This window comes from Bradyrhizobium sp. ISRA442, from assembly GCF_038085055.1.
In the GTDB taxonomy this organism is placed as follows: Bacteria; Pseudomonadota; Alphaproteobacteria; order Rhizobiales; family Xanthobacteraceae; genus Bradyrhizobium.
In genome coordinates this window covers 217,165-239,106 of record NZ_JALGCN010000009.1, presented here as the reverse complement: position 1 = coordinate 239,106, position 21,942 = coordinate 217,165, and the positions used below count along the sequence as shown (strand labels likewise).

22 protein-coding genes are annotated in these 21,942 nt (G+C 64.6%); 17 read left to right on the top strand and 5 right to left on the bottom strand.

Translation table 11 applies throughout. From position 1 onward, the window contains the following. The first annotated feature begins 2 nt into the window (after positions 1-2). The 4 genes from MTR72_RS20780 (at position 3) to MTR72_RS20765 (ending at position 3,019) form a co-directional block, all read left to right on the top strand. Entirely contained in the window at positions 3-758 is a 756-nt protein-coding gene (locus tag MTR72_RS20780; protein WP_280964871.1) for an ABC transporter ATP-binding protein, read from the top strand. Beyond that, the gene (locus MTR72_RS20775; protein ID WP_280964870.1) at positions 755-1,468 is read left to right on the top strand and encodes an ABC transporter ATP-binding protein; all 714 of its coding nucleotides are present in this window, start codon (positions 755-757) and stop codon (positions 1,466-1,468) included. The genes MTR72_RS20780 and MTR72_RS20775 overlap by 4 nt, the downstream gene beginning before the upstream one ends. 205 nt (positions 1,469-1,673) lie before the next feature. After that, positions 1,674-1,853, top strand: a complete 180-nt coding sequence (locus tag MTR72_RS20770; protein WP_280964869.1) for a hypothetical protein — start codon at positions 1,674-1,676, stop codon at positions 1,851-1,853. Positions 1,854-1,960: 107 nt separating this feature from the next. After that, entirely contained in the window at positions 1,961-3,019 is a 1,059-nt protein-coding gene (locus MTR72_RS20765; protein ID WP_280964868.1) for a YeiH family protein, read from the top strand. Between the two features lie 107 nt (positions 3,020-3,126). Here MTR72_RS20765 and MTR72_RS20760 read toward each other — a convergent pair whose 3' ends face one another. The 5 genes from MTR72_RS20760 to MTR72_RS20740 all read right to left on the bottom strand — a co-directional run bounded on the left by MTR72_RS20760 (position 3,127) and on the right by MTR72_RS20740 (position 7,834). Next, positions 3,127-3,999, bottom strand: a complete 873-nt coding sequence (locus MTR72_RS20760) for an ABC transporter ATP-binding protein (protein ID WP_280964867.1) — start codon at positions 3,997-3,999, stop codon at positions 3,127-3,129. Beyond that, positions 3,996-4,907, bottom strand: a complete 912-nt coding sequence (locus MTR72_RS20755; protein WP_280964866.1) for an ABC transporter permease — start codon at positions 4,905-4,907, stop codon at positions 3,996-3,998. Before MTR72_RS20755 ends, MTR72_RS20760 begins: the two co-directional genes overlap by 4 nt. After that, positions 4,904-6,325 carry an ABC transporter substrate-binding protein gene (locus MTR72_RS20750; RefSeq protein WP_280964865.1) on the bottom strand — a complete coding sequence of 474 codons (1,422 nt, stop codon included), beginning with the start codon at positions 6,323-6,325 and terminating at the stop codon, positions 4,904-4,906. Before MTR72_RS20750 ends, MTR72_RS20755 begins: the two co-directional genes overlap by 4 nt. 165 nt (positions 6,326-6,490) lie before the next feature. Continuing rightward, positions 6,491-7,264: a Crp/Fnr family transcriptional regulator gene (locus MTR72_RS20745; protein ID WP_280964864.1), complete on the bottom strand. Its 774-nt coding sequence runs from the start codon at positions 7,262-7,264 to the stop codon at positions 6,491-6,493. A 264-nt stretch (positions 7,265-7,528) separates the two neighbouring features. Further along, positions 7,529-7,834: a DUF971 domain-containing protein gene (locus MTR72_RS20740; RefSeq protein ID WP_280964863.1), complete on the bottom strand. Its 306-nt coding sequence runs from the start codon at positions 7,832-7,834 to the stop codon at positions 7,529-7,531. A 210-nt stretch (positions 7,835-8,044) separates the two neighbouring features. Between MTR72_RS20740 and MTR72_RS20735 the strand changes: the two genes are divergently transcribed. From MTR72_RS20735 to MTR72_RS20675, 13 genes are all read left to right on the top strand, one after another. Beyond that, positions 8,045-8,818 (top strand): ferredoxin--NADP reductase, encoded by a 774-nt coding sequence (locus MTR72_RS20735; protein WP_280964862.1) that lies wholly within the window; start codon positions 8,045-8,047, stop codon positions 8,816-8,818. Positions 8,819-8,922: 104 nt separating this feature from the next. Further along, positions 8,923-10,665 carry a fumarate reductase/succinate dehydrogenase flavoprotein subunit gene (locus tag MTR72_RS20730; protein ID WP_280964861.1) on the top strand — a complete coding sequence of 581 codons (1,743 nt, stop codon included), beginning with the start codon at positions 8,923-8,925 and terminating at the stop codon, positions 10,663-10,665. Positions 10,666-10,698: 33 nt separating this feature from the next. Then, positions 10,699-10,932 (top strand): 4Fe-4S dicluster domain-containing protein, encoded by a 234-nt coding sequence (locus MTR72_RS20725; RefSeq protein WP_280964860.1) that lies wholly within the window; start codon positions 10,699-10,701, stop codon positions 10,930-10,932. A gap of 2 nt (positions 10,933-10,934) precedes the next feature. Beyond that, positions 10,935-11,912: a HEAT repeat domain-containing protein gene (locus MTR72_RS20720; RefSeq protein WP_280964859.1), complete on the top strand. Its 978-nt coding sequence runs from the start codon at positions 10,935-10,937 to the stop codon at positions 11,910-11,912. A gap of 108 nt (positions 11,913-12,020) precedes the next feature. Further along, positions 12,021-13,193, top strand: a complete 1,173-nt coding sequence (locus tag MTR72_RS20715; protein ID WP_280964858.1) for a fumarylacetoacetate hydrolase family protein — start codon at positions 12,021-12,023, stop codon at positions 13,191-13,193. A 457-nt stretch (positions 13,194-13,650) separates the two neighbouring features. After that, complete coding sequence (gene ytfQ, locus MTR72_RS20710) at positions 13,651-14,616, top strand: galactofuranose ABC transporter, galactofuranose-binding protein YtfQ (RefSeq protein WP_280964857.1); 966 nt, start codon at positions 13,651-13,653, stop codon at positions 14,614-14,616. Positions 14,617-14,745: 129 nt separating this feature from the next. Next, on the top strand, positions 14,746-16,290 hold the full coding sequence (locus MTR72_RS20705) for a sugar ABC transporter ATP-binding protein (protein WP_280964856.1): 1,545 nt from the start codon (positions 14,746-14,748) through the stop codon (positions 16,288-16,290). Then, positions 16,287-17,279 carry an ABC transporter permease gene (locus tag MTR72_RS20700; protein ID WP_280964855.1) on the top strand — a complete coding sequence of 331 codons (993 nt, stop codon included), beginning with the start codon at positions 16,287-16,289 and terminating at the stop codon, positions 17,277-17,279. The genes MTR72_RS20705 and MTR72_RS20700 overlap by 4 nt, the downstream gene beginning before the upstream one ends. Then, positions 17,276-18,256: a galactofuranose ABC transporter, permease protein YjfF gene (yjfF, locus tag MTR72_RS20695; protein ID WP_280964854.1), complete on the top strand. Its 981-nt coding sequence runs from the start codon at positions 17,276-17,278 to the stop codon at positions 18,254-18,256. The genes MTR72_RS20700 and yjfF overlap by 4 nt, the downstream gene beginning before the upstream one ends. After that, positions 18,253-19,029, top strand: a complete 777-nt coding sequence (locus MTR72_RS20690; protein ID WP_280964853.1) for a FadR/GntR family transcriptional regulator — start codon at positions 18,253-18,255, stop codon at positions 19,027-19,029. Before yjfF ends, MTR72_RS20690 begins: the two co-directional genes overlap by 4 nt. Further along, positions 19,026-19,952: a Gfo/Idh/MocA family protein gene (locus MTR72_RS20685; RefSeq protein ID WP_280964852.1), complete on the top strand. Its 927-nt coding sequence runs from the start codon at positions 19,026-19,028 to the stop codon at positions 19,950-19,952. The genes MTR72_RS20690 and MTR72_RS20685 overlap by 4 nt, the downstream gene beginning before the upstream one ends. A gap of 2 nt (positions 19,953-19,954) precedes the next feature. Further along, positions 19,955-21,031, top strand: coding sequence for an aldose epimerase family protein (locus MTR72_RS20680; RefSeq protein WP_280964851.1), 1,077 nt, complete (start codon positions 19,955-19,957; stop codon positions 21,029-21,031). Then, positions 21,031-21,909, top strand: a complete 879-nt coding sequence (locus tag MTR72_RS20675; RefSeq protein ID WP_280964850.1) for an SMP-30/gluconolactonase/LRE family protein — start codon at positions 21,031-21,033, stop codon at positions 21,907-21,909. The genes MTR72_RS20680 and MTR72_RS20675 overlap by 1 nt, the downstream gene beginning before the upstream one ends. Positions 21,910-21,942: the final 33 nt, after the last annotated feature.

Sequence of the window (21,942 nt, the reverse complement as noted above, 5' to 3'; positions counted from 1 at the left end):
CAATGCTCGAGATCCGCAACCTCGCAAAATCCTTTGGCGGCGTGAAGGCGACCAATGACGTCACGCTTGACTTCCCCGATGGCTCGCTGACCGCCGTGATAGGCCCGAACGGCGCCGGCAAGAGCACTTTCTTCAACCTGATCACCGGCGCGCTGAAGCCGGATGCGGGGCAAGTGCTGCTCGATGGCGTCGACCTTGCCGGACGCTCGCCGCCGGAGATTGTTCGTCACGGCATCGGCCGCGCGTTCCAGGTCGCCAGCATCTTTCGCTCGCTCACGGTGCAGGAGACCATGCTCGCCGCCGTCAGTGCCGATCAGCGCACCTCCGCGGTGCTGCACAAGCGCTTTCCATTGCCCGAGACGCGCGATCGCGCCGAGCACGTGATGGAGCTGCTAGGTCTCGCCGGCAAGCGCAACCGCACCGCGGCGGCGCTGTCGCACGGCGACCAGAAGCTGCTCGACATTGCGCTGGCGCTGGTGCTCGAACCGAAGGTGCTGCTGCTGGACGAGCCGACCGCCGGCATGGGCCCGGAGGAGCGCTGGCGCATGATCGACAAGGTGCGCGAGCTCTGGGAGACGCAGAAGATCACAGTCGTGTTCATCGAGCACGACATGGACATCGTGTTCAAGATCGCGCCGAAGATCGTCGTGCTCTGCTATGGCCGCATCCTCGCTACCGGCACGCCCGACGAGATTCGCAGCAACAGCGCCGTGATCGACGCCTATCTCGGCACCGAACATGCGGGAGCCGCCGCATGAGCGAAGCCGTCATCGAAGTCGCCGATCTCGACGTCTACTATGGCACGAGCCAGATCCTGTTCGGCGTCGGCCTGTCGGTGCGGCAGGGCGAGACCATGGCACTGCTCGGCCGCAACGGCGCGGGCAAGTCGACGACCATGAAGGCGATCATGGGGCTGGCGCCGCCGCGGCGCGGCAAGGTCAGCCTACGCGGCGCGGTGATCTCCGGCCTCAAGCCGCACGTGATCGCGCGCGCCGGTCTCGGCTTCGTGCCCGAGGATCGCCAGATCTTCCCGGAGCACACGGTCGAGGACAATCTCGTCATCGGCAAGAAGCGCGGGCCTGACGGCCAGGACGAATGGCCGATCAAGCGCATCTACGAGGTCTTCCCGCTGCTGGAGCCCTTGCGCAATCGCATCGCCGGGCGGCTTTCGGGCGGCGAGCAGCAAATGCTAGCGATCGCACGCACGCTGATGGGCAATCCGGCGCTGCTGCTGCTGGACGAGCCGAGCGAGGGACTTGCGCCGATCATCGTGCAGCGCATCGGCGAATTGTTGCGGCAGCTTCGCAGCATCGGGTCGACGGTGCTGATTGCCGAGCAGAACATGCATTTCTGCCTGGGGCTGGCGAGCCATGCCACGGTGATCGACAAGGGTCAGATCGTCTATGCTGCCGGGATCGAGGATCTCAAGGCGAACGAGGCGATCCGGCGCCGCTACCTGGCGCTCTAGCCCGGCTATCCCGGACCCAAGCCGCTTGAAGAAGAAAACTATCGCGGCGCCCAGTCGCGGCGAAAGGAGTTTCCCTCGCGAGGGACAAAAAAGCCAATCGCTTCCATTGCCGTTTGGGCCGGAAACGACGACATTTCCGTCACTAATTGATGGATTGTGCCCAGCCATGGAACGCGGTGGATTTGAACCCTTCGGCGAGCGCTTGGTGTCCGCGACGGATGCCCAGCCACAGTCGCGCGCGTCCAAATACCTGTTGCGGGCCGGCACAGGCCTGTTCTGGTCGCTGGTCGCGGCGATCGTGTTCGCGCGCGCGGCCTTCTTCGAGCCCGGCGTCTATGACGGCTTCAGCCGCGTGGCCTCGCTCGCCAAGAGCCTGATCTTCTGAGGCTGTCACGGCCTGAGGACAGAACTTCCCTGGGCCCTGATATGTCGAAAACTTATTCCCCTATCGAGTGGCCCTGCGTATAAATCCTTCCCCTCTGGGAGAGATTTGTGTCGCAGAATCAAGCATCCAGCCCGGCCGACGCCAAGCCAACGACCGCCGCAAGCCGCATCCTCGCGCTGATTCCCGGCATCCTTCTCTGCATCGCCCTGGCCGGCCTCTCGGCTCTGCTCGAACGGGCGGAACTGGGACTCTTCGAGCATCCCTATGTCGAGGCGCTGGTGATGGCGATCCTGCTCGGCATGGCCGTGCGCAGCTTCTGGAAGCCCGCGCCGCGCTGGCAGGCTGGCATCGCCTTCAGTGCCAAGCAGCTCCTGGAAGTCGCGGTGATGCTGCTCGGGGCCTCCATCAGCTTTGCCGCGATTGCGGCCTCCGGCATCGCGCTGCTGGCATCGATCGCGGCGGTCGTCGTGGTCGCGCTCTGCGTCTCCTTCGGCCTCAGCCGTCTGCTCGGCCTGTCGACGCGGCTGTCGATCCTGATCGCCTGCGGCAACTCGATCTGCGGCAATTCGGCGATCGCGGCCGTGGCGCCGATCATCGGCGCCAACAATGACGAGATCGCATCCTCGATCTCTTTCACCGCGATCCTCGGCGTGATGATGGTGCTGGGCCTGCCGCTGCTGATTCCGCTGCTGCAGTTGTCCGCCACGCAATACGGCATACTCGCAGGCCTGACCGTTTATGCCGTGCCGCAGGTGCTGGCGGCAACGGTGCCGGCCGGTCTCGTCAGCACGCAGATCGGCACGCTGGTCAAGCTGATGCGCGTCCTGATGCTGGGGCCGGTCGTCGTCGGCTTGTCGCTCGTTGCCTCGCGCTGGCAGAGTGGCGCCAAGAAGACCAATGTCGGCTTCTTCCGCCTCGTCCCCTGGTTCATCCTCGGCTTCCTTGCGCTCGCCACCTTGCGCTCGCTGGAGATCGTGCCTGTGACGGTGGTGGGACCGGTGACGAAGATCACGAGCTTTCTCACCGTGGTGTCCATGGCCGCCCTCGGCCTCGGCGTCGACGTGCGCGTGCTCGCCAATGTCGGTGGCCGGGTGACGGCGGCCGTGACGCTGTCGCTGATGCTGCTGCTGGGCATCAGCATCACCCTGGTGCACTGGTTCAAGTAAGCGACGGTTGCTCGCGCACTCCCTCGCCCCGCTTGCGGGGTGAGGGTGGGGTGAGGGGGCTCCTCGAGGGCAGTGACCGAGCTCTCCCCGCGAGCGGGAGAGGTGAATCAGATCACATCCGCCAGCGAATGGCCGTGCAGCTCGATGTTGAGGCCCTGCATGCCCAGATCGTTGATCTCGCCGCCCATCGCCTTCAGGCTCTCCTCGCGGATCAGTGACATCAGCCCGCGGCGCAGCGCGAGGAATTCCGACGACATCATCATCGATTGCTGGCGCGGCCGCTCGAGCGGAATGGGAATTTCCGCCTTGATCGAGCCGGGGCGCGCGGTCATGCAGTAGACCCGGTCGGACAGGAAGATCGCTTCGTCGATATCGTGGGTGACGAACAGCACCGAGATCTTCAGCCGCTGCCACATGTTGGTGAGGATCTGCTGCATGATGACGCGCGTCTGCGCGTCGAGCGCGCCGAAGGGTTCGTCCAGCAGCAGCACCTTCGGCCCGGTAGCGAGTGCGCGGACGATTCCGACACGCTGCTTCATGCCGCCGGAGAGCTTTTCCGGATAGTGCTTCTCGAAGGCCTCGAGCCCGGCAAGCCCGAGCAGGGTGCGCGCGGCGCGTTCGCGCTGCGAACGCGCCATGCCGCGCATCTTCAGGCCGAACTCGACGTTCTCCCGCACCGTCTTCCAGGGAAACAGCGAATATTGCTGGAACACCATGCCGCGTTCGGCGCTGGGGCCGCTGACGCGCTCGCCGTCGACCGTAATGGTGCCGGTGGTGGGCTTGAGAAAGCCGGCCACCGCATTCAGAAAGGTGGACTTGCCGCAGCCCGACGGCCCGACGATCGAGACGAACTCGCCCGGCTTCACGTGGATGTGGGTGTCGGTGACGGCCTGGACCGAGCCATCGATGGTCTCATAGCTCAGCGAGAAGCCCTTGACCTCGATGTGCCCCTTCGGTGTGCTGGTCGCGATCTCGCTCATGTCGATCTCCATGGCATCACGAGGTGACCCGCGCTGCGGATCAACAGGCTCGATCCGAGGCCGAGCACGCCGATCGCGATCATGCCGAGCGCGATGTCGGCATATTGGACCAGCGAATAAGCTTCCCAGGTGAAGTAGCCGATGCCGTACTGCCCCGAGATCATCTCGGCCGCGATAAGCGACACCCAGGCTACCACCCCCATACCGATGGTGAGGCCGGTGAAGATATGCGGCAAGGATGCCGGAAAATAGACCTCACGGAAGATGGAGCGCTCGCGCGCGCCGAGACATTGCGCGGCCCGCACCAACACGGGATCGACCAGCGACATGCCATGCAGCGTGTTGACCAGGATCGGGAAGAATGAACCCAGGAAAGTGATGAAGACGATGCTCTGCTCGTTGGTCGGCCACAGCATGATCGCCATCGGCACCCAGGCGATCGCCGGGATCGGCCGCAACACCTCCGTCACCGGAAAGATCACCTCATGCACCAGCTTGAAGCGGCCCATGATCAGCCCGAGCGGCACGCCAACGATGGCTGCTAACGAGAAGCCGATGAAGATGCGCCGGCAGCTCAAGAGGATGTGCATCAGAAATTTTGGATCGTGGATCGCCTTGGTGAAGCTCGCATAGACCGCGAGCGGCGAGGGCACGTTGGTGAAGCGCACGAAGAATACGACGCGGTAGGTCGTGAGCAGGTGCCAGACCAGGAGGAACGCGACCAGCGAGACGATGCCGAGCGCGGTCGCGCGCAGGCGGTCCCGGTTGAGTCGGTACCAGCGCGCGGCCAGCGCGCCGAAGGAAGGTGGTGCTACGGGCGGAGCGGCGGGCAAGGCGTCCGCCTCTGCGATCGCTGGAGCTGCGGGCATGCTGTCCTCGGGATGTCTGAGGAAGGCGGGACTGCTCACGTCTTGCCTCCGCCAACCGCCGCCTTCACCGCGTCATCGAAGCCGAGCACCCTGCCGCCGATCTTGGCCGCGTAGGCCTCGGCGTCCTTCTTCAGCAGGAAAGGCGCGACGTCGCCACTGCCGACCGCGAAGAAGGCCTGGTCGGCGAACAGCTTGATGCCGCGCGTGGTGTCGAAGACGTAGGCGACGTTGATCTTCCTTCCCTTCGCCTTGTAATCGGCATAGGCGCCGAGCGTGCAGGCCGCGGATGCGAACGGCACGATGCCGACGTCGTCGACCCAGACCTCGCCGGCCTTGCGCGGATCGGCGATCGGCTTCTTGCAAAAGCTGTCCTCGCCGGAGATCTCGTAGTTCTTGGTGCTGCCAAGCTGCGCGTCGTAGTCCAGCTTCATCTCGACATAAGCCTTGCGGAGGTAGGAGTCGTCGACCCATGTCTTCGGATCGAACTCCTTCATGCGGCCGAGGTTTTGAAGCACCTTGACATCGGTCGTCGCTGCATCGATCAGCGCCGGCTTGATCGTGGGATCGGTGATCATGTTGCCGCCGGGGCCGAGGAAGATGTAGACGACTTCCTTGTTGATGCCGGTCCATTCCTGTATCTTCTCGGCGGCGAGCTTCGGGTCGTCGCGCAGCCACTGGTTGGCGGCGATCAGCGCCTTCATGTAGGCGACGACGACCTCTGGATATTTCTCGGCGAAGTCGGTGCGGACCACGATGCCGTGGAAGGTCGGCAGGTTGGTCTCGACACCGTCGAAGATTTTTCGCGCGAAGCCGCGGAAGGGCAGCAGCTCGGCGAAGGGGACGAAGTCGGCATGGGCGTCGATCTTCTTCTCCTGGAGATTGGTCGATCCGACCTCCGGGCTCTGGCTGACGAGCTGGAAGAAATCGGACGGATAGCCGCGGTCCTGCATCGCCTTCAGCACCATGCCGTGCGCGGCGGAGCCGAAGGGCACGCTGACGAGCTTGCCCTTGAGATCGGCGAGATCGTAGTAGGGCGAGTCCTTGTGGACGACGATGCCGTTGCCCGAGCCGGAGAGGCTATAGGCGGCGACCCCGATCAGTCGACTCTTGCTCTCGGGATTACTGTCGAACGTGAATCCGTTCACGATCAGCGGATAGTCGCCCATCATGCCGATCTGAAGCTTGTTCGCCATCATCGCATTAGTGACGGGCGGACCGGACGTGAAGTTCTGCCACTCCAGCTCGAACTTAATGTTGGCGTATTTGCCATCTCTCGGCAGGTATTTTTCGAGGAGATGGAGCTGCCGGATGACGACGCCAGCGGTCACCGTGTTGGTCGTGGTGTCCTGCGTTCCGATGCCGAGCGTGACGGTTTCCGCCGAGGCCGGCTGCACCAGGAACAGCGCCAGCGACGTCATCGACATCGCGATCGAGAGCGTGGGAAGATGGCGGACCATTCTCATCCTCATTCGGTTGGATGTGCTGTGGTTGCCATGATTGGGTGAGGGCGCGGGCGGGGCAAATCCGGATTTACCGTCGCAGTCGATTAGTTGCCGGGAAAAGCCGGTTGCATAGTCCTTGGGCAGTTTCGCACTTGAAAGCCGCTTGCATGTGCATCGACCTTAGTCGCTGGCCTGACCGCGCATCTCCTCCAGGACCTCGGACCGACAGACCACGATCTGCGAGCGCTTGGTCACCACGATTCCCTTCTCCTGCATGCGCTTCAGGCTGATCGTGACCCATTGCCGGGTGGCGCCGACCATGTGGGCGATGTCGGCATGGGTGAAAGCGGCGGCGATCACGGTGCCGTCGGCATCCTCGACGCCGTAGAGTTCGACGAGATGCAGAAGCAGATGCGCAAGGCGCTGCGTGATCGAGCGCGTTCCCAGCATCTGCGCCAATGCTGAATAGCATTTGCCCTTGAAGGTCAGGCCTTCGATGAGGCCGATCGCGAGGTTCGGGATCTCTGCGGCAAGGGATCGCAGTTCCTTTCCGGGCAGGTGGACGACGCTGCAATTGCTGGACGCAACGCCAGACCATTGATGCACGGTGCCGTCGAACACTTCAGGCCCGCCGACGAAATTGCCGACATGCCAGTAGGCCAGCGTGATCTCGCGGCCGAGCGGCGAGGTGTAGAACACGCGGATGCGGCCGCTCTCGATCAGCCAGATGCCGTCATGCTTGCCGCCCTGGCTGAACAGCGTCTGGCCGCGGTTCAGCACCTTGCGGCGGCCCTGCTTCAGCACCAGCTCCCGCTCGCGTAAGGTGAGCTTGTCCATCAGCGGCGGCGGCCCGCCGATCCACTGCTGGTTCTCGGTGAGCAGCAGGGAGGAGCTGCCGGTGGGCCGCACCGCAGCGGGAACCGTCCCGCGACCCACATTGGCCGCCTGCAACATTACCCGCCTCTGGATTTGTTCAAACCGTTCTAAAGAGGAGCAATGTCCGTGCCAGATTGGGGGCGGGGAGAGATGGTCGGCGGTGCGTTTGTAATGGGCTGGCGCCATTCACTCAGCCGTCATCGCCCGCGAAGGCGGACGATCCAGTATTCCAGAGACAGCGATGGGATACGGATAGGCCGCGGCGCACTGGATGCCCCGGTCAAGCCGGGGCATGACAGCGGAGAAGGTGGTTAGCGCTTCGCACCTCGACTCTGCGTGCGCTCAGAGCCCCGCCAAGCCGAGCAGATACGGCTTCGGGTAAATCCCCCGATTGTGCCCGTCCGAGAACGCGATGTTCAGCCCGTAGCCGAGATCGCCGATCTCGGTGATGGCGATGCCCGGGAAGCGCTCGGGGAAGCGGCCTTCGAAGCGGGCGCGCGTGCAGTGGGCGCATTTACAGGAGAGGCGGAGCTGCTCGGCGGGCAAGCTCAGCTCGGCATCGTCCGTCGTACGCACGACGAGCGAGGCGAGGTCTGCGCTCGCTTGATAGTCGGTCACTGTCGGCGCCACCAACGCGGTCATGGTCATGCAACCTCCAGCTCCTTTCTACGTCGTCGTGCGGCACAGCGATAGCAACTAATTGCCAGAAAGGGGGCGATCATCCGCGCCGCGCTGCCTTCTCTTCAGTCCTCGCCGCGAAATGTGAAACTAATCGACCGGGGATTTCAGTTCGGCATTGCCGGACTCCCCCTCTCTCCGAAATTTTGCGGCGCATCGCGAATGAAGGAGAGACGAAGAATGAGTGCTTTTCAGAAGGAAACGGTTCTGTCGGTCAGGCACTGGACCGAATCCCTGTTCAGCTTCACCGCGACGCGCGATCCCGGTTTCCGTTTCCAGAACGGCCAGTTTGCGATGATCGGGCTCGAGGTCGACGGCCGGCCGTTGATGCGGGCCTACAGCATGGCGAGCGCCAATCACGAGGAGGCGCTCGAGTTCTTCTCGATCAAGGTTCAGGACGGCCCGTTGACCTCGCGTCTTCAGAAAATCAGGGAGGGAGACATCATCCTGGTCGGCCGCAAGGCCACGGGCACGCTGATCACCGGCAATCTCATTCCCGGCAGGCGCCTGTTGCTGCTCTCCACTGGCACAGGGCTCGCGCCGTTCGCCAGCCTGATCAAGGACCCTGATGTCTACGAAAACTACGAGACCATCGTGCTCGCTCATGGCTGCCGGCAGGTCTCGGAGCTCGCTTACGGCGAGCACCTTGTCGAGAACCTGCGCAATCACGAATTCTTTGGGCCCCTGATTCGCGATAAGCTCGTCTACTACCCGACCGTCACCCGCGAGCCGTTCCGCAATCGCGGCCGCATCACCGATCTGATCGCCTCCAACCAGCTCTTCGACGACATTGGACAGTCCGGCCTTAGCCGCGACACCGACCGCATCATGCTGTGCGGCAGCCCCGCAATGCTCGAAGAACTCCACGCGATGTTTTCCGCGCGTGGCTTCGTGGAGGGCAACCACAGCCAGCCTGGCCACTTCGTGATCGAAAAGGCCTTCGTGGAGCGTTGAGGGCCAAATCTCTCGCCGGTGACAACTAATTGCTATCGCCGGCAAGCCACCTGAACAAATCTGATGCAAAGGCGCCGGACGTTCCGGCGAACCAGGAGTAAGCGATGGCACTAGATCAGATCGTCGACGGACTTTCGGAGGTTTCCTGCGATGTGCTGGTCATCGGCGGCGGCACGGCCGGCCCGATGGCGGCGCTGAAGGCGAAGCTGAAGAACCCGAAGGCCAATGTCGTCCTGCTCGAAAAGGCCAACGTCAAGCGGTCCGGCGCGATCTCGATGGGTATGGATGGGCTGAACAACGCCGTCATCCCCGGCTACGCGACGCCGGAGCAGTACACCAAGGAAATCACCATCGCGAACGATGGCATCGTCGACCAGAAGGCGGTCTATAAATACGCGCAGAACTGCTACAACATCATCGAAGAGCTCGACAGTTTTGGCATCCGCTTCCTGAAGAACGAGAACGGCGACTACGCCGTGAAGAAGGTGCATCATATCGGTACCTACGTTCTGCCGATGCCGAACGGCGAGACCGTGAAGAAGGCGCTGTATCGGCAGCTTCGCCGCGCCCGCATCCTGATCTCCAACCGCTACATGGCGACCCGGCTGCTCAAGTCGACCGACGGCCGGATTGCGGGTGTGATCAGCGTCAACACGCGCACCGCCGAGATGCTCGTCATCAAGGCCAAGGCAGTGATCCTGTGCATGGGCGCCGCCGGCCGGCTTGGACTTCCGACCTCCGGCTACATGTTCGGCACCTACGAGAACGCAGCCAATTCCGGCGACGGCTACGCCATGGCCTATCACGCGGGGGCGGCGCTCGCGAACCTCGAATGCTTCCAGATCAATCCGCTGATCAAGGATTATAACGGTCCCGCCTGCGCCTATGTCGCTGGCCCCTTCGGTGCCTATACCGCCAACAACGAGGGCTCGCGTTTCATCGAATGCGACTACTGGTCCGGCCAGATGATGCTGGAGTTCTACAACGAGCTCCTGTCCGGCAAGGGGCCGGTGTTCCTCCAGCTCAAGCATCTCCATCCCGACACGATCTCCGAGATCGAGTCGACGCTGCACAAGGTCGAGCGACCGACACGTGGCCTGTTCCAGCACGGTCGCGGCATCGACTACCGCAGCGAGTCGATCGAGATGCATATCTCCGAGATCGGCTTCTGCTCCGGCCACAGCGCTTCCGGCGTGTTCGTTGACGACAATGCGCGCACCACCGTGCCCGGCCTCTACGCCGCTGGCGACATGGCGAGCGTGCCGCACAACTACATGCTCGGCGCCTTCACCAACGGCTCGGTCGCCGGCATCGACGCGATGGAGTTCGCCGACAGCCACGACTTTGCGGAGTTCGACGCGGAAGAGGTTGCGAAGGAACGCGATCGCGTGATGGCTCCAACCAAGCGCGAGGACGGCATTCCGCCGAACCAGGTCGAGTACAAGACGCGGCGCCTCGTCAACGACTATCTCCAGCCGCCGAAGGTCACCCGGAAGTACGAGCTCGGCATGCGCCGGCTCGCCGAGGTGAGGGACGACATGCAGGAGCGCATGATCGCGCGCAACGCGCATGAATTGCTCCGCGCCCTCGAGGTGCAGTCGATCATGGACTGCGCCGACATGGCCGCGCATGCCTCGCTCTACCGTGAGGAGAGCCGCTGGGGCCTCTACCACTGGTGCACGGATTTTCCGGAGAAGGACAACGAGAACTGGTTCTGCCATACCCTGCTGAGCAAGCGGGACGGCAAGATGACCAGCGAGAAGCGCGCCGTGGAGCCCTATGTCGTGCCGATCGCCGACGACGAGAAGGACCTCTATGACAAACAGCGCATCCGCGCCAGTGCGTGATCCGCCGCAACACCAGCCAATTGGAGATTGACGATGCCTCTCGCTTCCTACCAGACATCGGTGCCGGTGGTCGTCGACGATGCCAGATGCATCGCGGACAAGGGCTGCACCGTATGCGTCGATGTCTGCCCGCTCGACGTGCTCCGCATCAGCGACATGACCGGCAAGGCCTACATGGCCTATGACGAGTGCTGGTACTGCATGCCCTGCGAAGCGGACTGCCCGACCGGCGCGGTCACCGTCAACATTCCTTATCTCTTGAGGTAGTCATGTCGAGCCCGTTCGAAGCCTATGACGACCTCGAAGACGCCGACGAGCGGTTGCAGGCCGCCGATCCCGCCGAGCGCCGCGTCGCCATTATCGCGCTCGGCCATTCCGGCGATCCCGCCGCGGTCGGCCATCTCGCCAACATGGTGTCGGATCCCGATGCCGGCGTGCGTCAGCAGGTTGCGATGGCGCTCGGCGAATTCGACGGGCCTGAGGCGGCAAGCGCGCTCGTCAAGCTACTGGTCGACCCCGAGCGGATCGTGGCTGCGGCCGCGGCCGACAGCATGGCCGAGTTCAAGGATCCCGGCTGCGCCGACGCCATCCTGCCCCTGGTGAAGCATGCTCACGCGTTCGTCCGTATGGGCGCGCTGCGCGCGTTGAAGGAGCTGCGCCGCAAGGACACGCTGAAACCGGCGCTGGAAGCGCTCCAGGATACGGACGCCGCCGTGCGCGTGCAGGCGATCGGGGTGATCGGCTTTTTGAAGCTCGAAGAATCCATTCCAGCGCTGACCGCTTTGATCAACGATCCCGACGCGCATGTGCGCCGCGCTGCGGTGAGTGCGCTCGCCTTCTCGCAGATGAAGCCCGCGGCCGAGACCATCACTCGCGCATTGAAGGACGCGGACTGGATGGTCCGCGAGATGGCAGCGGAGACGCTGGGCCTCAACGTCAATGGAACACTCGCCGCCGATCAGCTCGTTGCCTCGCTCGCCGATGGATTTTGGCAGGTACGGCTGAAGGCGATCCGCAGCCTCGGCAAGATGAAGGTCGAGCGAGCGGTGCGCCCGATCGGTAACTGTATCAATCACGACCAGGCGAACCTGCGCAAGGAGGCGGCTGCCGCGCTCGGCGAGATCGCCCATCCGGATGGTGAGGCATTCCTGGCAGTCATCGCCGACGATCCGGATCCCGATGTGCGCAAGAATGCGCGTTGGGCGCTGCAGCAGATCGCGGCACGGAAGGCGCGGGCAGGGTCGTAGCCACCGCTCTGGACTTCCAGAGCCAGACGTTTATTGGTCTTCGCCAACTGGATTGGTCCGCGACGCCGGGTGAGCGCGGCCAATCGAAGAAACAGCGAGGACGCGGCCATGACGACACTGACGACCAGGGACCTTCTGCCCGAGGATGGAACAAGGGGCACGCTGGCAGGGCGCGTCTGGCTGCCGCAGGCGAACGGTCCGGCCGTGGTCGCCGTGCGCAGCGACGGCGTCTTCGACGTCACCGCCAGATTTCCGACCATTAGCGCGCTCTGCGAGGAGAGCGATCCCGCCAAGGCGCTCAGCGCGACCAAGGGCGAGCGTATCGGCGATCTCGAGGCGATCGTGGCCAACACGCCGCCGGATCAACGCGACCCGCAGAAGCCGTGGCTGCTCGCGCCCGTCGATCTCCAGACACTGAAGGCCGCCGGCGTCACCTTCGCCATCTCGATGCTGGAGCGCGTGATCGAGGAGCGGGCGAAGGGCAATCCGGCCTCCGCCGAAGCGATCCGCAAGGAAGTGACGCGGCTGATCGGCGACGACCTGTCAAAGCTCAAGCCGGGCTCTGACCAGGCAATGCGGCTGAAGCAGGTGCTGATCGAGCAGAACGCCTGGAGCCAGTATCTCGAGGTCGGCATCGGTCCGGATGCGGAGGTTTTCACCAAGGCGCCGACATTGTCGTCGGTCGGCACCGGCATGGATGCAGGCCTGCATCCCAAGTCGACCTGGAATAACCCGGAGCCGGAGCTGGTGCTGTTCGTCTCGAGCCGTGGCAAGATCGTCGGCGGATCGCTCGGCAACGACGTCAATCTGCGCGACTTCGAGGGACGCTCCGCGCTGCTGCTGTCGAAGGCCAAGGACAACAATGCTTCCTGTTCGATCGGGCCGTTGCTGCGTCTGTTCGACGACAGCTTCTCGCTCGACGACGCCCGCAAGCTCGACATCAGCTTGAACGTGAAGGGTCCGGATGGTTTTGTCCTCAACGGCCATTCCTCGATCAGCAAGATCAGCCGCGATCCGACCGACCTTGTCGCGCAGACGATCGGCAAGGTGCATCAGTATCCGGATGGCTTCGTGCTATTCCTCGGCACGATGTTCGCGCCGGTCGAGGATCGCGATGCGCCGGGGCAGGGCTTCACCCACAAGCGCGACGACATCGTCACGATCGCAGCACCTCAGCTCGGCAAGCTGGTCAACCGCATGCGCGCAAGCGACGAATGCGAGCCCTGGACCTTCGGCATCGGCGCGCTGATGAAAAATCTGGCGCAGCGCAAGCTGATCTAGCGCCAGCTTTACTTCACCTCGCCCCGCTTGCGAGGAGAGGTCGAAATTCACGCATGGCGCGGATTTCGGGTGAGGGGGCTCTCCGCGAGTCCGTCCATCACCGTCTCCGCGCCAACCCTCTCAGAGCGAGCAAAGTTCGTCGCGCGCCCGCAAGCGCGGCGGGAGAGCGCACTTTCGCTGTTGCGCTCACTCAACCGGCCTTCAAGTTCGCCGGCGAGCCGCATTCTTTCCTTCATCTCCCCGTTGCATCCACGGAATAAAATCGCGCTCAGGGTGTCATATGACCGCCCACAGGGTTCGCCCGCGCTTTCCACTAAATAGTCAAATAATATGACTATACGGAACCAAACTTCCGTGAAATAGTGCCTCCCGCCGCCCGCTAGGAGCGGTCTTCGGGTGCTATGCTACCAACAGGCGCCCGGGATAACACAAGACGACTCTTGGGGAGACACGCCTGATGACCTTCAAAGCCCTCTTTGCGGCAACCGCCACGGGCGCGTTGCTGCTCGCGCTTCCGGCCAGCGCCGCCCAACTCACCATCGGCTTCTCGCAGATCGGATCCGAATCCGGCTGGCGCGCGGCCGAGACCTCGGTCTCCAAGCAGGAAGCCGCCAAGCGCCAGGTCAATCTCAAGATCGCCGACGCCCAGCAGAAGCAGGAGAACCAGATCAAGGCGATCCGCTCCTTCATCGCGCAGAACGTCGATGCGATCTTCCTCGCGCCCGTCGTCTCGACCGGCTGGGACGCGGTGCTGAAGGAGGCTAAGGAAGCCAAGATCCCGGTCGTGCTGCTCGACCGCGACATCGATCCCTCCGGCAAGGACCTCTATCTCACCGCGGTGACCTCGGACAGCGTGCACGAAGGCGAGGTCGCCGGCGACTGGCTCGCCAAGGCTGTTGGCGAGAAGGCTTGTAACGTCGTCGAATTGCAGGGCACGGTCGGCGCGAGCGTCGCCACCAATCGCAAGAAGGGTTTTGACACCGCGATCGCCAAGCATCCGAATCTGAAGGTGGTGCGCAGCCAGACCGGCGACTTCACCCGCGCCAAGGGTAAGGAGGTGATGGAGAGCTTCATCAAGGCCGAAGGCGGCGGCAAGTCGATCTGCGCAGTCTATGCGCACAACGACGACATGATGGTCGGCGCGATCCAGGCGATGAAGGAGGCCGGCCTCAAGCCCGGCAAGGACATCCTCACCGTCTCGATCGACGCGGTTCCCGACATCTTCAAGGCGATGGTCGCCGGCGAAGCCAATGCCACGGTGGAGCTGACGCCCAACATGGCGGGCCCCGCGCTCGATGTCGTCGCGGCCTTCAAGGCCAAGGGCACCGTTCCGCCGAAATGGATCCAGACCGACTCGAAGCTCTATACCGCTGCCGACGATCCGCAGAAGATCTACGACAGCAAGAAGGGCCTCGGTTACTGAGCGGGAGCCGCGCCGCCGGACCGCCATTTGAGCGGGGGGACGGCGGTGCAACCCTCTTCGAAACCGCTGCGCGAACGAATAGGCTGGGCGTCCGCATCGCCTGCGGACGCCGGCGGGAGTGACGTTGCGATGGAAAACAGCCTCGATCCTGCTCCGCCGCTCCTTCAGGTGCGCGGGATCAGCAAGAGCTTTGGCGCGGTGCGCGCGTTGCAGGAGGTCGACTTCACGCTCCGCGCCGGCGAGATCCACGCTCTGCTCGGCGAAAACGGCGCCGGCAAATCCACGCTGATCAAGGTGATCACCGGTGTGTTTCCGCGCGATGCTGGCATCGTCCGGCTCGGCGGCACGGAGGTTGCGCCGCGCTCGGCCAAGGCGGCGCTTCAGGCCGGCATCGCCACCGTCTACCAGGAGGTCAACCTGCTGCCGAACCTTTCGGTGGCACAGAACCTGTTTCTCGACCGCCAGCCGATGCGCTTCGGCATCGTACGCGAAGCCGAGATGCGCCGCCGCGCGAAAGTGCTGCTCGCGGGCTTCGGCCTCGACATCGACGTCGCCGCGCCGCTCGGCAGCTATTCCGTCGCCGTGCAGCACGTCACGGCAATCGCGCGCGCCGTCGATCTCTCGGCGCGCGTGCTGATCCTCGACGAGCCGACCGCGAGCCTCGACCGTCACGAGGTCGAGATCCTCTTTGGCATTATGCGCCAGCTTGCCGGCCGCGGCATCGGCATCGTCTTCGTCAGCCATTTTCTCGATCAGGTCTATGAGATTTCCGACCGAATCACTGTGCTGCGCAACGGGCGACTGGTCGGCGAGCGCGAGACCGCCTCGCTGCCGCGGCTCGAGCTGATCAGGCTGATGCTCGGCCGCGAGCTCGCGGAGACGACCAGTGAACGGGCCTCGGCAGGCGAGCATAAAGTGCGCGAGGTCTGCGCGAGTTTCGAGAATTATGGCAAGGCCGGCTATGTCGCGCCGTTCAATCTCGAGCTGCGCCACGGCGAGGTCGTCGGGCTCGCCGGCCTGCTCGGCTCGGGCCGAACCGAGACGGCGCGGCTGGTGTTCGGCGCCGAGCGCGCCGATCGCGGGCAGGCGAGGGTGGAGGGCGCCCCGGTGCGACTCCAGACGCCGCGCGACGGCGTGCGCCACGGCTTCGGCTATTGCCCGGAGGAGCGCAAGACCGATGGCATCGTCGCCGATCTCACCGTGCGCGAGAACATCGTGCTGGCGCTCCAGGCCAAGCGCGGCCTCTACCTGCCGCTGTCACGCCGCGAGCAGGACGAGATCGCGCGCCGTTACGTCAAGATGCTCGACATTCGCCCGCCCGACCCCGAGCGCCCCGTCGGTCTGCTGTCCGGCGGCAATCAGCAGAAGGTACTGCTGGCGCGCTGGCTCGCGACCTCGCCGCGGCTCTTGGTGCTGGACGAGCCGACCCGCGGCATCGATGTCGGTGCGCATGCCGAGATCATCCGCCTGATCCGCGAGCTCTGCGACGACGGGCTCGCGCTGCTCGTCATCTCCTCCGAGCTCGACGAGATCGTGACCTATTCCGACCGCGTCGTGGTGCTGCGCGATCGCGCCCATGTCGACGAGCTCACCGGTGAGGCGATCGACGTCACCAACATTCTCGCGGCCATTGCTGCTGACGGTGCCGCCGTTGCGCATGAGGGCCGGGCATGACAGCGCTCTTGCCGCGCCGCGGCCTTGCCCAGATTCTTGCCCTGATCGTCATCCTGGCGGTCGATCGCGCGGTGTCGCCGCAGTTCTTCGACCTGCGTCTCCAGGACGGCCGGCTGTTCGGCAGCCTCATCGACGTGCTCAACCGCGGCACGCCGGTGGCGCTGCTCTCGCTCGGCATGGTGCTGGTGATCGCGACGCGCGGCATCGATCTGTCGGTCGGCGCGGTCATGGCGATCTCGGGCGCGATCGCGGCGAGCCTCGCCGATAGTCACGGCCTTCCGGTCGTACTTGCGGCCGCGCTCGGCGCGGGCCTTCTCTGTGGCCTCTGGAACGGCTTTCTCGTCAGCGTGCTCGGCATGCAGCCGATCGTCGCGACGCTGATCCTGATGGTGGCCGGCCGCGGCATCGCGCAGCTCATCACTGAGGGACGCATCGTGACCTTCACCTCGCCCGATCTGGTCTGGCTCGGCAACGGTGCGGTGCTCGGCCTGCCGGTGCCGGTCGCAATCGCGCTCGGGATGCTGATCCTCACCGGCGCGGTGGTGCGCGGCTCGGCCCTCGGGCTCCTGATCGAGGCGACCGGCGGCAATGCGCGGGCGAGCGAGCTCGCAGGCGTCGGTACGCGCGCGATGATCCTGGCGGTCTATGTCTGGTGCGGCATCTGCGCCGCGCTCGCCGGCGTGATCGCGGCGGCTGACATCATGGGGGCGGATGCCAATAATGCCGGCCTGTGGCTCGAGCTCGACGCCATTCTCGCGGTGGTGATCGGCGGCACCTCGCTGTTCGGTGGCCGCTTCAGCCTCATCCTCGCGGTGCTCGGCGCGCTGATCATCCAGACCATGAACACGGGCATCCTCTTGTCCGGCTATCCGCCGGAGTTCAACCTGCTGGTCAAGGCGGTGGTGGTGCTGGCAGTGCTGCTGCTGCAATCGCCGAAATTTTCAGGTGTCGCCGGCATCGTCGCGCGGCTGCGGAGGACGAAAGCATGAAAGGCCTGCCGCCCGTCCTCGTCACGGCCATGGTGCTCGTTGCTGGCTTTGCGCTCTGTGCGGTGCAGTTTCCCAACATTGCCTCGACCCGCGTGGTCGGTAATCTTCTCACTGACAATGCCTTCCTCGGAATCGTGGCGACCGGCATGACCTTCGTCATCATCTCCGGCGGGATCGATCTTTCGGTCGGCTCGGTGATCGGCTTCACCACCGTCTTCGTTGCGCTTGCGATCGAGCGCTGGGGTATGCCGCCGTTCGTCGCCTTCGTTGCGGTTCTTGTGCTCTCTGCTGCGTTCGGCGCGGCGATGGGCGCCGTTATCCATGTCTTTGATCTGCCGCCCTTCATCGTGACGCTCGCAGGAATGTTCCTGGCTCGCGGCGCGAGCTTCCTGCTCTCGACGGAATCGGTGCCGATCACCGCGCCGGTCTATTCGACGGTCTCCGACTTTGCGCTGCGATTGCCCGGGGGCGGGCGGCTGACGGCGATCGCGATCATCATGCTCGCGATCGTGATCGGCGGCGTGCTCCTGCTGCATCTCACGCGGTTCGGCGCTAATGTCTACGCACTCGGCGGCAGCCGGTCGACTGCCAGCCTGATGGGTGTCGCGGTGGGCAAGATGACGGTCAAGATCTACATGCTGTCGAGCCTGCTCGCAGGGATTGCCGGCATCGTGTTCTCGTTCTACACCAGCGCCGGTTACTCGCTCTCCGCCGTCGGCGTCGAGCTCGACACCATCGCGGCGGTGGTGATCGGCGGCACGCTGCTCACGGGCGGGCAGGGCTCGGTGATCGGCACCTTCCTCGGCGTTCTGATCCAGGGCCTGATCCAGACCTACATCAACTTCGACGGGACGCTGTCGAGCTGGTGGACCAAGATCGCGACCGGCGTGCTGCTGTTCGCGTTCATCGCCTTGCAGCAGGCGCTGGTCGCGATCGCGCGCCGGCCGGTCACCAGGAGTGCAGGAGCAGCCTCATGACCTCGCGCATCGTGGTGATTCCGACACGGCGGGCGCATTCCAATCATGCGGAAGTGGCCCGCTCGATCGGCGTCGACATCATCGCCGGCCGCTACGGGGAGGGGACGCGGCTGCCGGGCGATGCCGAGATGATCGCCATGTTCGGCGTGTCGCGGCCGGTGTTGCGCGAGAGCGTGAAGACGCTCGTCGCCAAGGGCCTGCTCACGACCAAGGCGCGGGTCGGCACCGTCGTGCGCGAGCGCGGTGCCTGGAACATGTTCGACGCCGATGTGCTCGCCTGGCATCTGGACGCCGGCATCGACAAGCGGTTCCTCAACGACCTTGCCGAGATTCGCCTCGCGGTCGAGCCGCGGGCGGCGATGCTCGCGGCCGGTCGGCGGTCGGAGGAGGACCTTGCTCAGCTCCGGCGCAGCATGGAGCGCATGCGGAACGAAGCTTCCGATTCCGTCGGCTTTGCCGACGCCGACCTCGCGCTGCACGTCGCGGTGGCGCGCGCATCGGGCAATCTGTTCATGCGCTCGATCGGCCATGTCATCGAGGCCGCTCTTCGCGCCTCGTTCCTGCTGAGCGCCCCGGTCGAGCCCGAAGACCGCGATACCGTGCTGCTCTGGCACCAGAAGATCGTCGATGCGATCGCCGCGGGCGATGCCGATGCCGCGTCTGAGGCGATGATCTTTGTCATTCACAACGGCATGCGCCGCCATGAGGACACGGTGATCGAGACCGCACCGGCCGACGCGCTGCCATCCGTGAAATCCGGAGAGGAATCGTGACCGAACTTCGCATTGCCATTGTCGGCTTCGGCAAGATCGCGCGCGACCAGCATGTCGGCGCGATCTCGGCCACACCGGGCGCGACGCTGGCGGCCATCGCGAGCCGCAACGCCTCGCTGCCGGGACTGCCGCATTTTGCGACCATCGAGGAGCTGCTGGAGCTGGGACCGCCGATCGACGCGGTGTCGCTTTGCACTCCGCCGCAGGTGCGGCGCGCTCAGGCCGCCGCGGCGCTCGCCGCTGGCAAACACGTGATGCTGGAGAAGCCGCCCGGCACCGGCGTCGCAGAGCTCGATCCGCTGATCGCGATGGCGGCAGCGGCAAAGCGAACGCTGTTTGCAACTTGGCACTCGCGCTATGCCCCGGCGGTCGAGCCGGCGCGGCAATGGCTCGCCGCGCGTCGCATCGCCTCCGTGCACATTAGCTGGAAGGAGGATGTCCGCGTCTGGCATCCCGGGCAGGGGTGGATCTGGGAGCCCGGCGGGCTCGGCGTGTTCGATCCCGGCATCAACGCGCTGTCGATCTTGACCCGTATCCTTCCAAAGCCTGTGTTCGTCACGGCGGCCGAGCTCGCTTTTCCCGCTAATTGCCAAGCGCCGATCGCCGCGAACCTGACGCTGACCGACATCGGCGGTCTGCCGATCACCGCCGAGTTCGACTTCCGCCAGACCGGACCGCAGAGCTGGGATATCCTCGTGGAAACAGACCAGGGCCGGATGACGTTGTCCGGCGGTGGCAGGCGCATGGCGGTCGACGGCAAGGTCATTGCCGAGGCAGCCGATGAGGAATATCGCGAACTCTACCGGCGTTTCGTCGACCTCACCGCGACCGGCGCAAGCGATGTCGATCTTGCGCCGCTTCGTCTCGTCGCCGATGCCTTCCTGCTCGGCAAGCGCAATATCGTCGAACCGTTTGTGGACTGAACATGGCTGGCTCAAAAATCATAAGAGACGCTTTCGGGACGCTGCCGGACGGTCGCACGGTGGAGCGTATCGTGCTGCGCGGGGAGGGTGGCTTCGAGGCGCGCATCATCACCCACGGCGCGGTGTTGCAGGCGCTGATCGCGGCGGATGCCAAGGGCGGCTATGACGACGTCGTGCTCGGTCACGACGCGTTCGCCGGCTATCTCGCCGCGCGGAAGTTTTTCGGCGCGACCGTCGGCCGCTACGCCAACCGCATCGCCAAGGGACAGTTTTCGCTCGACGGCGAGACGGTGCAGCTCGCCGTCAACAACGGCCCGAATGCGCTGCATGGCGGGCTGGATGGATTTGATCGCAAGCTCTGGGAAATTGCCGAGATCGACGAGGGCGCCGAGCCCGCGGTCACGCTCACCTATGTCAGCGCGGACGGCGAGGAGAATTATCCCGGCCGGCTCGATGTGCGCCTGACCTATCGCGTCACCGGCCCGACCGAGCTGTCACTGAGCATGGAGGCGCGGACGGACCGGCCGACCATCGTCAACCTGACCAATCACAGCTTCTTCAATCTGGAAGGGGCGACGTCCGCTATGCCGATCCTCGACCACCGGCTCACGGTCGCGGCGGAGCATTTTCTTGCGATCGATCCGAACGCGATTCCGCTGCCCGAGCCGCCGCGCGCGGTCGCCGGCACGCCGTTCGACTTCCGCACGGCAAAGCAGGTGGGCGAACGCATCCGCGAGAACGATCAGCAATTGCGCAACGGCAAGGGCTACGATCACACCTACTGCCTGGCGCGTGATGGAAAGCTTCACCTTGCTGCGCGGCTGGAGGCTCCTCGCTCGGGACGTGTCATGGAGCTGTTCACTGATCAGCCCGGACTTCAGGTCTATTCCGGCAACTATCTCGACGGCACGATCGCAGGGAAAGGCGGCAAGCTGTACCGGCAGTCGGACGCCATGTGTCTGGAGCCGCAGATCTGGCCGGACGCGCCGAACCGGCCGGATTTCCCGAGCCCGCGCCTCGCGCCGGGCGAGGTCTATCGGCATCACACGGTCTATCGGTTTGCGGTGAGGTCGTCATAATGGAACAAGTGCCGACGTCCGTTCTCTCCCCGGAGCCTTGTCACCTCGGCGAGGGACCTACCTATGACGTAACCACCGATACCGCCTGGTGGTTCGACATTCGCGAGGGGCGGCTGTTTGAGGCGCACTTGAGCAACGGCAACATCCGTGTCCACGCGCTCGGCCGGATGGCGAGTGCGCTCGGGCGCATCGATGCCGAACACCAATTGATCGTCGCGGAGGACGGGCTCTACGTCCGGCAGATCGCCGACGGCGCGATGACGCTGTTTTGTCCGCTCGAAGCCGACAACCCCGCCACGCGTTCCAACGACGCCCGTGTTCACCAGTCCGGCACATTCTGGATCGGCACCATGGGCCGCAAGGCCGAGCGAGGGGCCGGTGCGATCTACGCGCTCCATGGCGGCAAGATCTCGACGCTGTTCCCCGGCATCAGCATTCCCAACTCGATCTGCTTCTCGCCGGATGGTGCCACCGGCTACTTTGCCGACACCGCGCGCGCGGTGCTCTATGCCGTTCCGCTCAATCCATCCACCGGTTTGCCGCGCGCCGAGCCCCAGGTGCTGTTGCGTCACACCGGCATCGGCGGCCTCGACGGCTCGGTGTGCGACGCCGAAGGCCTGATCTGGAATGCCTGCTGGGGTGCTGGCCGCATCGACATCTACAGCCCGCAGGGCGAGCGCATTCGCTCATTGAAGGTGCCGGCACGGCAGGCGAGTTGCCCCGCTTTCGTTGGTCCCGATCTGTCGCGCTTGCTGGTCACTTCCGCCTGGCAGGATATGGACGCGGCGGCGCGCGCCGCCGATCCGAACGCAGGCTGCACCTTTCTGCTCGAGGCATCCGCACGCGGTCGTGCGGAGCCCGACGTCAAGCTTGCATAGGAGACAACGAAGCAATCACACCGACTTCTGACG

What these genes read in the sequence shown, in the direction of transcription:
- MTR72_RS20780 (WP_280964871.1), top strand. Translation starts at nt 3, where the DNA reads ATGCTCGAGATCCGCAACCTCGCAAAATCCTTTGGCGGCGTGAAGGCG.
- MTR72_RS20775 (WP_280964870.1), top strand. Translation starts at nt 755, where the DNA reads ATGAGCGAAGCCGTCATCGAAGTCGCCGATCTCGACGTCTACTATGGC.
- MTR72_RS20760 (WP_280964867.1), bottom strand. Translation starts at nt 3,999, where the DNA reads ATGAGCGAGATCGCGACCAGCACACCGAAGGGGCACATCGAGGTCAAG.
- MTR72_RS20750 (WP_280964865.1), bottom strand. Translation starts at nt 6,325, where the DNA reads ATGGTCCGCCATCTTCCCACGCTCTCGATCGCGATGTCGATGACGTCG.
- MTR72_RS20745 (WP_280964864.1), bottom strand. Translation starts at nt 7,264, where the DNA reads ATGTTGCAGGCGGCCAATGTGGGTCGCGGGACGGTTCCCGCTGCGGTG.
- MTR72_RS20740 (WP_280964863.1), bottom strand. Translation starts at nt 7,834, where the DNA reads ATGACCATGACCGCGTTGGTGGCGCCGACAGTGACCGACTATCAAGCG.
- MTR72_RS20735 (WP_280964862.1), top strand. Translation starts at nt 8,045, where the DNA reads ATGAGTGCTTTTCAGAAGGAAACGGTTCTGTCGGTCAGGCACTGGACC.
- MTR72_RS20730 (WP_280964861.1), top strand. Translation starts at nt 8,923, where the DNA reads ATGGCACTAGATCAGATCGTCGACGGACTTTCGGAGGTTTCCTGCGAT.
- MTR72_RS20725 (WP_280964860.1), top strand. Translation starts at nt 10,699, where the DNA reads ATGCCTCTCGCTTCCTACCAGACATCGGTGCCGGTGGTCGTCGACGAT.
- MTR72_RS20720 (WP_280964859.1), top strand. Translation starts at nt 10,935, where the DNA reads ATGTCGAGCCCGTTCGAAGCCTATGACGACCTCGAAGACGCCGACGAG.
- MTR72_RS20715 (WP_280964858.1), top strand. Translation starts at nt 12,021, where the DNA reads ATGACGACACTGACGACCAGGGACCTTCTGCCCGAGGATGGAACAAGG.
- ytfQ (WP_280964857.1), top strand. Translation starts at nt 13,651, where the DNA reads ATGACCTTCAAAGCCCTCTTTGCGGCAACCGCCACGGGCGCGTTGCTG.
- MTR72_RS20705 (WP_280964856.1), top strand. Translation starts at nt 14,746, where the DNA reads ATGGAAAACAGCCTCGATCCTGCTCCGCCGCTCCTTCAGGTGCGCGGG.
- MTR72_RS20700 (WP_280964855.1), top strand. Translation starts at nt 16,287, where the DNA reads ATGACAGCGCTCTTGCCGCGCCGCGGCCTTGCCCAGATTCTTGCCCTG.
- yjfF (WP_280964854.1), top strand. Translation starts at nt 17,276, where the DNA reads ATGAAAGGCCTGCCGCCCGTCCTCGTCACGGCCATGGTGCTCGTTGCT.
- MTR72_RS20690 (WP_280964853.1), top strand. Translation starts at nt 18,253, where the DNA reads ATGACCTCGCGCATCGTGGTGATTCCGACACGGCGGGCGCATTCCAAT.
- MTR72_RS20680 (WP_280964851.1), top strand. Translation starts at nt 19,955, where the DNA reads ATGGCTGGCTCAAAAATCATAAGAGACGCTTTCGGGACGCTGCCGGAC.
- MTR72_RS20675 (WP_280964850.1), top strand. Translation starts at nt 21,031, where the DNA reads ATGGAACAAGTGCCGACGTCCGTTCTCTCCCCGGAGCCTTGTCACCTC.